Annotated in this window: 11 protein-coding genes; 7 read left to right on the top strand and 4 right to left on the bottom strand. The window is 55.4% G+C overall.

Features of this window, described 5'->3' with window-relative positions:
* Positions 1-29 precede the first annotated feature (29 nt).
* The 4 genes from ACZ1HV_RS04480 (at position 30) to ACZ1HV_RS04495 (ending at position 3843) form a co-directional block, all read left to right on the top strand.
* Positions 30-1322 carry an ABC transporter substrate-binding protein gene (locus ACZ1HV_RS04480; RefSeq protein WP_298814356.1) on the top strand — a complete coding sequence of 431 codons (1293 nt, stop codon included), beginning with the start codon at positions 30-32 and terminating at the stop codon, positions 1320-1322.
* A 68-nt stretch (positions 1323-1390) separates the two neighbouring features.
* Complete coding sequence (locus ACZ1HV_RS04485) at positions 1391-2320, top strand: ABC transporter permease (RefSeq protein ID WP_472717437.1); 930 nt, start codon at positions 1391-1393, stop codon at positions 2318-2320.
* A 4-nt stretch (positions 2321-2324) separates the two neighbouring features.
* On the top strand, positions 2325-3164 hold the full coding sequence (locus ACZ1HV_RS04490) for an ABC transporter permease (protein ID WP_472717438.1): 840 nt from the start codon (positions 2325-2327) through the stop codon (positions 3162-3164).
* A 7-nt stretch (positions 3165-3171) separates the two neighbouring features.
* A complete protein-coding gene (locus ACZ1HV_RS04495) occupies positions 3172-3843 on the top strand; it encodes an aspartate/glutamate racemase family protein (protein WP_472717439.1) in 672 nt (223 codons plus the stop codon).
* Positions 3844-3862: 19 nt separating this feature from the next.
* Here the strand turns inward: ACZ1HV_RS04495 and hdcA are convergent, their stop codons facing one another.
* On the bottom strand, positions 3863-4732 hold the full coding sequence (gene hdcA / locus ACZ1HV_RS04500) for a histidine decarboxylase, pyruvoyl type (RefSeq protein ID WP_298814368.1): 870 nt from the start codon (positions 4730-4732) through the stop codon (positions 3863-3865).
* 205 nt (positions 4733-4937) lie between these two features.
* On the opposite strand from hdcA, the gene ACZ1HV_RS04505 reads away from it, so the two are divergent.
* Positions 4938-6098: a WD40/YVTN/BNR-like repeat-containing protein gene (locus ACZ1HV_RS04505; RefSeq protein ID WP_472717440.1), complete on the top strand. Its 1161-nt coding sequence runs from the start codon at positions 4938-4940 to the stop codon at positions 6096-6098.
* A gap of 39 nt (positions 6099-6137) precedes the next feature.
* Here ACZ1HV_RS04505 and ACZ1HV_RS04510 read toward each other — a convergent pair whose 3' ends face one another.
* Positions 6138-6653 (bottom strand): nucleoside deaminase, encoded by a 516-nt coding sequence (locus tag ACZ1HV_RS04510; protein WP_472717441.1) that lies wholly within the window; start codon positions 6651-6653, stop codon positions 6138-6140.
* 297 nt (positions 6654-6950) lie between these two features.
* Between ACZ1HV_RS04510 and ACZ1HV_RS04515 the strand changes: the two genes are divergently transcribed.
* Both ACZ1HV_RS04515 and ACZ1HV_RS04520 read left to right on the top strand, forming a co-directional pair.
* Positions 6951-8345, top strand: a complete 1395-nt coding sequence (locus ACZ1HV_RS04515) for an aminotransferase-like domain-containing protein (protein ID WP_472717442.1) — start codon at positions 6951-6953, stop codon at positions 8343-8345.
* 157 nt (positions 8346-8502) lie between these two features.
* The gene (locus ACZ1HV_RS04520; protein WP_472717443.1) at positions 8503-8910 is read left to right on the top strand and encodes a DUF983 domain-containing protein; all 408 of its coding nucleotides are present in this window, start codon (positions 8503-8505) and stop codon (positions 8908-8910) included.
* A gap of 83 nt (positions 8911-8993) precedes the next feature.
* Here the strand turns inward: ACZ1HV_RS04520 and ACZ1HV_RS04525 are convergent, their stop codons facing one another.
* Complete coding sequence (locus tag ACZ1HV_RS04525) at positions 8994-11093, bottom strand: molybdopterin-containing oxidoreductase family protein (RefSeq protein ID WP_472718398.1); 2100 nt, start codon at positions 11091-11093, stop codon at positions 8994-8996.
* 103 nt (positions 11094-11196) lie between these two features.
* Positions 11197-12321: a YHYH protein gene (locus tag ACZ1HV_RS04530; RefSeq protein WP_472717444.1), complete on the bottom strand. Its 1125-nt coding sequence runs from the start codon at positions 12319-12321 to the stop codon at positions 11197-11199.
* Between the last annotated feature and the right edge of the window lie 15 nt (positions 12322-12336).

Here is a 12336-nt window from a genome sequence, read left to right on the forward strand (position 1 = left end):
AACTCCAGAGGGGAACAGGAGTAGGACTGATGACTAAGAAACTGACTGAAAAAGGTATTAGCCGGCGCAACATTTTGAAAGGTGGTGCCGCCGCGACCGGTGTAGCTCTTGGATCCGGAGCCATCACGGGCTTTCCAACCATCTGGGCACAAAACATCAAAGACGTGACACTGCGCCAGTTCGGCACCGGGGTCTCCAACCTCAACGAGGTTGCTCAGAAGGTGAAGGAAGATCTCGGCTTCACCCTGGAAATGACGGCGCTCGATTCTGACGCGGTCACACAGCGCGCAGCTACTCAGCCGGACAGCTTCGATATTGCCGATATCGAATATTGGATCTGTAAAAAGGTGTGGCCGACCGGCAACCTTCAGGCCATGGATACCACCAAGATCAAGAATTACGACAAGATTGTCGGTATCTTCAAAAGTGGCAAACTGACACCGGAATCGACTATTGCACAAGGCACCGCGCCGCATACGGTTGGCTTTGTCGATGGTCCGGACGGCAACACCTTTGCTACCGAAGAAACAGGTTGGATGACCCTCATTCCAACGATCTACAATGCCGATACGCTTGGCATTCGTCCCGATCTGATCGGACGCCCAATCGGTAGCTGGACAGAACTGCTCAACCCGGAGTTCAAGGGTAAAGCATCGATCCTGGACATCTCGTCCATCGGCATAATGGACGCTGCAATGGTTTGCGAAGCCATGGGCGAAATCCAGTATGGCGACAAGGGCAACATGACGCGTGAAGAGATCGACAAGACCATGGCGATCTTCACCGAAGCCAAGAAAAACGGTCAGTTCCGCGCTTTCTGGAAAACATTCGATGAGAGCGTCAACCTGATGGCGTCTGGCGAAGTGATCATTCAATCCATGTGGTCGCCTGCAATTACAGCCGTGAAATCTCGCGGTATTCCGTGTGTCTACCAACCGCTGAAAGAAGGCTACCGTTCCTGGGGCGGCGGCATCGGATTGTCGAAGAGCTTGTCCGGCCTCGAGCTGGAAGCCGCCTATGAATACATCAACTGGTACCTTGATGGCTGGGTTGGCGGCTTCCTCATGCGCCAAGGCTATTATTCCGCTGTCCCGGAAACGTCCAAGAACCACATGGACGAGAACGAGTGGGGTTACTGGTTCGAGGGCAAGGAAGCCACTGGCGACATCACCAATCCGTTCGGCGATGTCCTGGCAAAGGCCGGCGAAACCCGCGACGGCGGTTCCTTCCTGGAGCGTATGGGGGCGGTTGCCTGCTGGAATGCTGTCATGGACGAGAACCAGTACATGGTTCGCAAGTGGAACGAATTCATCGCGGCTTGACTTTCGACCGGCAAATGCGCTCGGGGCCACGGCCCCGGCGCAATCTCCCTCAATCGGACCTGGGCTTAATGACAGACCAGACGCATCTCTTCATTCCCGTTGAAAAAACCGACAAGAAGTTGTCCAGGGGCACCCGCCGGCAAAAGGGCCTGCCTGACGCGGTATCCAGCTGGCTGTTGTCCTTGCCGCTTGCGCTGGTGCTTCTGTTTTTCCTTGTCCTGCCTATTGCGATGATCGTGGTTGTCAGTTTTTGGGGTGCCACCGAGTTTTCAATCTACCCGGCCTTCCTGTTTGACAATTACGAGTTTCTGCTGACCTCGCCTGTCACCTATCAGGTTTTCCTGAACACCGTGAAATACGCTCTGATCACCTGGGCCATAACACTGGTTTTGGGGTTCACGGTAGCCTATTTCCTGGCCTTTCATGTCCGTTCTTTGACATGGCAAATTGTGTTGTTTCTGCTCTGCACGATCCCTTTTTGGACATCCAACATTATTCGCATGATCTCCTGGATCCCGTTTCTGGGCCGGAATGGCATTGCGAATTCCACGCTGATTTCAATGGGTGTTATCGATGAACCCCTTGAATGGCTGTTGTTTTCCGATTTCTCGGTAATCCTGGCTTTCGTGCACCTTTACACGCTTTTCATGGTGGTGCCGATTTTCAACACGATGATGCGAATCGACAAGTCCTTGATCGAAGCAGCCTATGACAATGGCGCAAGCGGATTTCAAACACTCACCAATGTGATCATCCCGCTGACCAAACCGGGCATCATGATCGGGTCGATCTTCGTGGTCACCCTTGTCATGGGTGACTTCATAACTGTGCGCTTCATGTCCGGCAGTCAGAAAGCCAATGTCGGGCGCTTGATATCGAACGATATCGCGCTGCTTCAGTATCCCTCAGCCGCAGCAACAGCCGTGATCCTGCTGGTCACGGTGATACTTGTGATCGCAATTCTCTTGCGGTTCGTCGACATTCGGAAGGAGCTTTGAAGAGATGGAAAAACGCTCACGAGCCTTTTACGTGCTTGCGACAATCTTCGCGCTTTTTCTGGTATTCCTCTATGGGCCGACCATCACGATAGCGATCCTCTCCTTCCAGGGGCCACAGGGCGGGCTGACCTTTCCGATGCGCGGTGTTTCGGTGCATTGGTTTGAGGATCTTTTCCGGCAACAGGCTGTCGGCGACATTTGGGGGAGTTTTGCCCGCTCGCTCACGCTCGGTCTGATGGTGATGGTCACAACTGTCATCGTGTCCGTGATGGGCGGTCTGGCGTTCCGCAAACGGTTTCCCGGCTCAAGTGTGATCTTTTACCTGATCATCACGTCACTCGTGATCCCATCGATCCTGATATCGCTTGGTGTCGGACTGATATTTTCGCAATCGAGCCTTGCGGTACACTGGTCGACGTCAGGCTTTGGTGCGCAGCTGACCTGGACCCTTCCCTTCGGCCTGTTGATCATGTTCGCCGTCTTCAACCGCTTCGATAAATCCTATGAAGAAGCCGCGCGCGACCAGGGAGCGAGCGCCTGGCAGACCATCCGATATGTCGTCTTGCCGATTATTGCACCCATGCTGATCGGCGTTGCCCTTTTCGGCTTCACCTTGTCCTATGACGAATTCGCGCGCACGCTTCTGACGTCCGGCAGCTACAACACCCTGCCCCTTGAGATTTACGGCATGACCACGAATGTCACGACGCCGGTCATCTTCGCACTTGGAACCCTGACAACCGCATTTTCCTTTCTGATTATCGGTCTCTTTCTGGCAATCGTCATCACGCTGAACCGGCGTCGCTCCAAACATGGGTCGGATGCCGGACAGGGTCTCGTTTGAGGCGGATATGACAGACGCGCATTTTCTCGTCATCAATCCAAATTCGACAGCCTCCATGACGGAGAAGACCGCGATAGCAGCAAGACAGGCAGGTGGTGCCGCAAGCCGGATAACGGCCGTAAATCCTGAAGACGGGCCTGCCGCCATCCAGGGTCCCGAAGATGGCACAGCGGCGCTGCCCGGTCTTTTCAAAGTGTTTGATCAGCACATTCAAAACGATCCGAGCATCGACGCGGTCATCATCGCCTGCTTTGACGATACGGGCCTGTTTGAGCTGAAGGAAAGATCACCGGTACCGGTGATTGGCATAGGCGAAGCCGCTTATCATATCGCGTCGGTCGCAGCTCCAAAATTTTCGGTGGTTACGACATTGTCTGTTTCTGTGCCTGTACTGGAACACAATTTGATCCTGAATGGCCTTGCGCCGCGATGTGCCAAGGTTCGTGCATCAGACGTGCCGGTGTTGGAGCTTGAGGATCCGAAAAGCAACGCGCGTCACAAAATAGAAAATGAGATTGCAACAGCTTTGCTGGAAGACGGCATTGGCGCCGTTGCCCTGGGATGCGCAGGCATGGCTGATCTGGCGGATGATCTCTCCAGAAAGTTTCAGATACCGGTCATCGACGGTGTTGCGTCAGCGGTGCGCCTTGCACAGGCACTGCCACTGAGAAACCGCTGATGCCACGTCTGCATCTTTTTCAGCCAACAGAGCGCTCCCACTCGGAAAGCGTCACGTCGTAGAGGGCGTTAAAGCCCGCCTGAGGCACAGCTCTCTGGGCAAGTGTCACATAAGGAGCAACCGTCAGAGCCGTGCCGACAAAACCTGGCTCCATGATTGTGTAGGCATAGGCCATGAAGGTCCGGTCATAGAGCACTGACTGGTCCTTGCCGCAGGCTACGATGCTCCAGGCGACCGATCTCTGGTGCTGATCAAGAAATGCCTGAAGATCCTGCGGATTGTCATTTTCTGTCCAGGTTCCGGCATCTTCGATGAAAAGGTCAGCTGAGTTCTCTCTGTCCCGCGTAATCGACAACGCGATGTAACACCAGACGCCGTAAGCTTCGCCTTTGGCCGGGTCCGGCACACCGGCCCTGGGGCGAAGGTTTGTTGTGCTTTTGTTGGCACAGATCACATGCGCACCTGGCGCCGGTGGAAAGCGCCTCGATTGCTCGGTGCCGAAGAGTGCAATTCCAGCGTCAATCAGAGGGCCGGCATTGTAGACCGGCAGGTCAGATCCGTCATATTGCTGCGCATTGAACATCGGCTGAAGCGTGTCGATGGCTGAATTATATGCAAGGTCATACCCCCAGACATTGCCCGCAATGCCGCAAAACGAGGATGCCGTTTCCATGTTGATCTGGCCGATATAGGCATCATTGGCCTCGGCGCGATCATAAGCGACGATCCCGTCCAGAAGAAAATCGTCTGTTTTTTCAACGACGCCTGTAGCGACCTTTACAACCGAGACATACCCATTGCCGCTGTTTCCCGGGCGGGCATACCCGTCACAATATGTCGGATAGCCACTGATGGCGGTCCGGTCGATCATAGAAACTGTCTTGCGCATTTGCCCCTCCAAAAAACCACCGATGCACCTTTGAGGTGAAATCAGTTTTGCCTGGCCATTTAACACTTGAGGTCATTCTTCTGCAATTTATTGTTTATCTTTTTCACTTCACCACTTTTGAGATAGCTGTCTTCTTCTCCACTCCACGCGCCCAATTCACGTCCTTTGCGTGGTAAGATTGCCTATAAACCAGGGAGGTCGCGCGATGACGACGAACGAATTGACTGTTCTGGTTGGGACAACAAAGGGGGCGTTTCTATTGAACGGGGGCTCGGCCAGATCCGGCTGGTCGGTCAAAGGCCCCTATTGCGATGGCTGGCCCATCAACCATGTGGTCGGCCGGGCGGATACCGGTACTATCTGGGCAGGCGGTGGAGGAGACTGGACCGGAGCTGGTGTTTGGAAATCACAGGACGGGGGTGAAACGTGGTCCTGTACCAAGCTGACGAAGGGCACGGTAGACGAGTGGGCGGCAAACGATCCGGATACGGCGCAGTTCTTCAACTGGACACCACAAAGCGCCCCATTCGAAGAAGATTTTACCCAGATCTGGTCGCTGGGTTTCGCACATGGCGTGCTCTATGCAGGAACCAAGCCAGCAAGGCTCCTCAGAAGTACGGATGATGGCGACAGCTTTGAGCATCTCGAGGGTATATCGAACCACCCGTCCGCGAAGGACTGGTCGCCCGGTGCCGCAGGACTTGTACTGCACACGATCGTTTCCGATCCAGCGGATCCGCGAAAGCTCTGGATCGGGATTTCCGCTGCTGGTGTCTTTGCCAGTGAAAATGGCGGCAAGACCTGGGAGCGCAGAAACAGGTTGTCAAACGCGGCCACCTGTGAGGACCACCCTCACCCGGCCGCGCCGCGCGATGGGGAAACCGGACACTGCGTGCATAACATGATGCTGGCCCCTGGCAGCGGCGATGTGCTTTATCAGCAAAACCACCACGGCGTGTGGCGGTCATCCGACGGTGGGCGCAGCTGGGACGATATCAACGAAGGTCTGCCCTCCACTTTTGGCTTTCCGATCCGCGTTCATCCACGCGATCCCGACACAATCTGGACATTGCCGCTCAATAGCGACGCCGGTGGCCGCTATCCACCCGATGCAGCTGCTGCCGTCTGGAAGTCCATGGATGGTGGCAAGAGCTGGCAAGCAAAGCGTCAGGGATTGCCGCAAGAGGCGTGCTTTTTCACCGTTCTCAGACAAGCCATGGCAGGTGACGACAGAGATCCGGCCGGTCTCTATTTTGGCACGAATACAGGCTCGATCTTTGCTAGCCTTGATGAAGGTGAGAGCTGGCTGGAAATCGCAAGGCATTTGCCGACGGTTTTGTCCGTCGAAGTGATGGACCGTACCTGATCCTTTCGCCAAGGATCGAAAGTGTCGAACCTTAATTCTTCAATTGGCCGTTTTCTGCTCACTTTGAAAACGCGCCTGTCGTGCTGCCCACCATTTTTCGAACATTAAGTTGGTGTGGTCTTCCAGAACACCGCTGATGATTTCACCGCTGTAAAACGGCGCTGCACCGGCAACCGTCGGGGATTCCAGACCAATCTGGTTCAGGCCGATGTTTTTCAGTTTCCTGATCGATGTCGCATAGACCACTTTGGGAATGCGGTTCCACACGATTGCGCTCATGCACATCGGGCAAGGTTCACCGGTCGTATAGAGCGCCAACTTAGACCAGTCTATGTCCGGATGCTGGTTCGAGCAGTTGATCATGGCGTCCATTTCGCCGTGATATATCCGGTTGACTCTGCCCCGGTTTACGCCCTGACACATCACCTCACCGCTTTCCTCATCGACAATGACAGCGCCGAAAGGCGCTCCGCCGCCCAGAGCGTCTATAGCCATTTGCATGTAATGCTCGTGGCGATCCCTTGCCTCAGTCGTGAGGTCGCCTGCCGACGTCACTTTAATTTCCCGGCTTGAGGCTGACACGTCTTTTGGCCTGAGAAACAGGGCGGCCAGCGATGCGGTCAATACATGTCTACGTCCACAGATCATGGTCAGTTCCTCACCTGTCGATACCTCACGCTACAAGCCTAGGCGCACCGGTTGAGGTGATCAAGTTGAGCGCGCTCGGAATACATTCATGATTGCCGATCGAAGCCCAGGCGCAAAACACTGAGGAAAGTCCATTTACCGAATGACTATATTTATCGGATCGTATATACAGTCAATATACAGTCATTTGAAAAGTACACGACCGTGACAAGCTGGATTCCAGACCTTTCGACGACAAACACACCACGCTACATGGCCATTGCGGACGCTATTGCAGCCGATCTTGCCGCAGGCCGGCTGACACCGGGAGACCGGTTGCCGGCGCAGCGCCGGCTCGCAGGTGAACTTGGGCTTGATTTCACCACCGTCGCCAGGGGATATGCAGAAGCACAGCGGCGCGGTCTTCTGGCTTCTCAAGTCGGAAGCGGCACCTATGTCATGGATCCTGGAAGTAACGAGCATCCAAAGCAGGTAAAGTCGGACACGCGACGTAACGGCCCGGCTGACTTTTCAATGAACCTGCCGCCGGAACCCGATGATGAGGCCCTGATGGGCCGCATGCGCGCCGGCACTGAAGCCTTATCACAAGATCTTTTGTCCTTGTTGCGCTACCAGACCTTTCCCACAGACGGTCCTGATCAGGAGATGGCGTTGCGCTGGCTCAAAGGTGTCGGACTGAGACCGGCAGCGGACCGAGTTCAGTTCGCATCCGGTGCACAGGCGGCGCTCGCAGGCATCTTGTCCGTGCTCGCATCACCGGGCGACATGATCGCGTGTGAAGCCCTGACTTACCCTGGCATCCGCTCGCTTTGCAGCCAGCTCAATCTTGGCCTCATGGGGCTTGAAGAAGATGATCATGGGCTGGATCCCGCAGCCTTTGAAGCTGCATGCAAAGGCAGAATGATCAACGCGCTTTATCTCAACCCGACACTTCACAATCCGACAACACGCACCCTGTCGCTGCAACGGCGGAAGGAGCTTGCTGAGATTTCTGCACGGCATGGTGTCCCCATTCTTGAAGACGATGCTTACGGTCAACTTTGCCAAACAAAGCCGCAACCCTTTGCAGTACTTGCTCCGGAGACGACATGGTATGTCGGTTCTCTTTCCAAATGCGTCGGCGCCGGCCTTCGCCTTGCCCATGTTGTTGCACCGGAGCGAAACGCGTCTATGCGCTTGGCGCGGGTCCTGCGCTCACAAAGCGTTATGGTCTCACCAATCATGATGGCACTTGCGAGCCGCTGGATCGAAGACGGCACTGCCAATGAAATGCTTTGGCATATCCGAAACGAGAGCGCGGCCCGCCAGAAACTTGCTGCGCAACATCTGAAAGACCAGACCTTCCGAGCCGACCCGGACGGGTTTCACTTATGGCTGCAACTCGGCAATGGCTGGACCTCCACCGCCTTTGTAAGCCAGGTCAGAAACCAGTCGATCGGGCTGGCAGAGAGCGATGCCTTCGTCGTATCGGGCCAGTCGCCTGAAGCTGTGCGGCTTTGCCTGGGCGGTCCGCACAAGCGTTCACAAGTCGATACCGCACTCAGCGTCATTGCCGAAACGCTGTCCAATGCGCCCCAAGACGTCGCGACCTATTTCTAACCCGCCTCCCATGGCAATCCGTCGCAGGCAAACTTCTTGCAATCGTGAAAAATTGGCCTATCTTTGACTGCATTCACTTGCAGTCAAAATTACAAAGTGACTGGTTTTAGTCGCAGGACAGATACGCACAAGGATGCACCTGCAGAAAGAGCACCCGATGAACACGTCAGAAAGTTGGCCAAAACTTCCCCCGATCCAGACCGGCATCAGGGGCAGATGCCCGCGATGCGGCGAAGGCAGCATTTTCGACGGCTTCCTGAAGCTGAAAAGTGGCTGTACGCATTGTGGCCTTGACTACAGTTTCGCGGACCCGGCCGATGGCCCGGCATTCTTTGTCATCTGCTTTGGCTGCGTTCCGGCTGTTGCCTTTGCCATCTGGCTGGAAATCGCCTTTACCGCCCCCTATTGGGTTCACCTTGTGACCACCCTGCCCCTGATCCTTTTGACCTGCATACCCATTTTGCGGCCGTTGAAAGGGTGGCTGGTCGCCAGCCAGTACTTCTACAAAGCTGAAGAAGGCAGGCTTGTGACGCCGGAAACCACGAGTTCAGAAAGCCAGACCTGAATACCGGGAGCCCCAAACCTGACTTGGGTTCGGCTTTTTGCAAGAGGGCGGCGCCATCGCGAGATCGATGCGCCGCTTTTCTTTTAGGCCACCTTCACCCAGACCGCCGTGTCGTGAAAGGCTGCTCCGCCATAGGGGGCGACCGGGTCTGCACTGGTCAGTGTGTTAATGCCTCTGCCGTCTTCAAAGGCATCGTTGGGCCAAAGACCTTCCGAGACAATTGTGCCGGGTGCAATGCTGTCTTTCAGGCGGGCGTGAAGCATAACCTCACCTCGGCGATTTCCCATCTTCACCTTAGCGCCATCCTCGATCCCGAACCTTGCTGCGTCGTCCGATCTTAGCCAGACTTCCGGCCGCCCTTCTTTTTTGCGCGAACTGTCGGTTTCGTTGAAGGTCGAATTCAGGAAAGACCTTGCCGGAGCGGTCACAAGACGCAAAGGATGTTCTTCATCGGCTCGCTCGATGATGTCCCACTGATCAGGCAATACAGGCATTTCTGCCACCGGACCGAAAACCGTGTCCCCATCCGGTTTGTTCGGTGCTGCAAATCGGCCCCAATCGGGTTTGAAACGGAACTTTCCGTCCGCATACGCAAACCCGTTCAGATAATGAGCGGTTTCAAAATCCGGCTGCAAGTCCCGCCACTTTCCAGCTTCAAGTTCATTCAAGGTGCCGTAGCCTGACTGCTGCAGCATCCAGTCAATATGGTCGCGTGCGCTCATGTCGAAGCCGACATGAGGTTTTGAGTCAACGCGCTTTGCGATCTCGCTGATAACAAAGAGATTTTCTCTTGATCCCGCGGGCGGTTCAACCGCCTTCGGACCAAACATGAGATACTGATGGCCACCGCCTTTATAGATATCATCATGTTCCAGAAACTGTGTGGCCGGCAGGACGATATCCGCCATCCGGGCTGTTTCGGTCAAAAACTGCTCGTGAACGACGGTGAACAGATCTTCGCGCGCGAAGCCTTGCTTCACCAGTTCTTGTTCAGGTGCCACCGACACCGGGTTGGTGTTTTGAACAAGCATGGCCTTGACAGGCGGGCCTCCTTGCAGCGCGTCTTGATCGCCCGTCAGAATACGACCAATCAGGCTTTGGTCGAGCACGCGAACCGAAGGATCCTTCAATGACCCGGCTTCGATCATTTCCTTGTTGAGCTCATAAATTGCACCGTTGTTGTGAAAAGCGCCGCCGCCTTCCAGCTGCCAGGCACCCGTCACCGATGCAATCGAGCATGCGGCATGCATTCCAACAACGCCGTTCCGCGAGCGGGTAAAGCCGTAACCAAGGCGAAAGTAGGTTCTTTTCACCTGTCCAATCAGTTGGGCGACTTCTTCGATCTGCGCTGTTTTGAGACCCGTGACGCCTGCCGCCCATTCCGGTGATCTGTCTTTGAGATGTGCTTCCAGTTCGTCCGGACAGTCGGTGTATTTTTCCAGATATGCCCGATCGGCAAGGCCATCGCGAAAGAGCACATGCATAATTGCGCAAGCCAACGCCGCATCTGTTCCGGGCTTCAGGATCAAACCCAAGTCCGCCTGCTTCATCGTTTCCGTCTCATAGACGTCCACAACAACGATGCGCGCGCCACGTTTCTTACGAGCAGCTATGGCGTGGGTCATCACGTTAACCTGCGTGGCGACCGGGTTCGTCCCCCAGATGACAACCTGATCAGACACGGCCATCTCGCGCGGATCCGGTCCGGCCAGACGACCGGTTCCGGCAACATATCCCGTCCAGGCCATGTTGGTGCAGAAGGTGTCGAATTGGCGTGAATACCCTTTTGCGTGCCGGAGGCGATGAATACTGTCCCGCTGAACCAGGCCCATGGTGCCCGCATAATGATACGGCCAGACACTTTGTGCTCCGAACTCGGCTTCTGCCTTGAGAAACCGTTCGGCGGTCAGATCAAGCGCTTCTTCCCAGGACACTTCCGTAAAACGGCCTTCCCCCTTCTTGCCGACGCGCAGCAATGGTTTGGTCAGGCGCTCTGGGTGATAAAGCCGCTCTGCATAACGGGCGACCTTGGCGCAGATTACACCCGCGGTATAGGCGTTGTCTCTGGCGCCGTTCAGTCTTCGCACATCGCCATGCGGAGAAAAATGAACGTCCAGCGCACATGTTGACGGGCAATCGTGCGGACAGACGGAGTAAGTGCTTTTGGGTGGTTGCTGGTTCATATCGACCCATTTGGAGCGCAGGTTTCGCAAAGGCGAATTAGCCTTATGAAAAACAAAAAGAGGCGCCGTCAAGCGCCTCTTCCTGGAATCGAAGCCCTTCTGATCAGCTGCCGCTGCAAGGTCCCCTGCCACCGGGCTGCCCACCTGGTGGTGGCATTCCGCCCTGGCGCGGCCCCCGCCCTTGCCGCGGGCCGAGACCGGGAGGTGACGTTCGTCCACCACGGCGCAATCGGGGCGGATGTCCGCCCTGAGCCTGAATAAGCGTCAACGCCGCGTCGGAATTGTCAATCATCGCTGCAAAATCGACCGTCGACTCCAGCCCTTGCGTATCCACATCACCGCGCCGCCCTTTCAGGCGCAAGAAACTGCCATCAGGTGTTCCCATCCAGCAGCGGGGAATAAATGGAAATTCGTCCGTGAGGACATAGTGGTAGATACCTTCCGGGTATTCCGGCGTCATCGCAAATCGCCCGTTGCACTGGTCGAGGTCGCCTGAACCTGATACAAACGCCCTATCCTGCGTAAATTTGCCATTGTGACGCCCGCCCGGACCGTCCGGTCTTGATCCGTTTTTAATACGATAGCTGGACTTCAATTTGCGGACTGCAGATTTTTCACCGGGATCAGAATATCCAAATGGCCCGTAGACCGGAAAACCATCCGCAGCGTAACCGATCATGGCCGGAACAGTGTCACCGCCATTGGCAGCCAATACACCAGTAGGTATGCCGTGGTAGTGGTATGTCCCGTTGGGTTGAACATGCGCGTTGTAACGATCCAGGCCAAGCTTGCACGCGCCGCCCAGCGCTTCATAATTCCAACCCGAGTTCCGATCATTTTGCCAATATTCTGCTGTGCCCGGATCCATAACAACACCGTTGATGGCAATGCCGAAGACAGCTCCCTGAGCAGACGTTGCCTTTCCCGTCGCATGCGGTTTGACAGGAATTTTCAGATTGTAATTCTTTTTTGAAATCGAATGCGGATTGTTGCGATTTGGAAACTGGCCTGGAGCTTTGTCAGGATAACCGTTCGCACGAATGTGCCGATAGGCACCGTCGATCGTGATGTCCGCCTGCGCTTCGGCTTCAGGCAACAGCAGGTCCCAGATCTCATCGCCAATGTGGGTGTGTTCAACTGCTTCTTCACCGTGAAGCCGCTCGGTGCTGTCATGGGCGGTTGCTGGCACGGTTATCAGCACAACGGCCAACGCAAGACATAGTCGCATGTTTGTCTCCAAGTT

The sequence above is a fragment of the Roseibium sp. JB4-4 genome, from assembly GCF_055693425.1.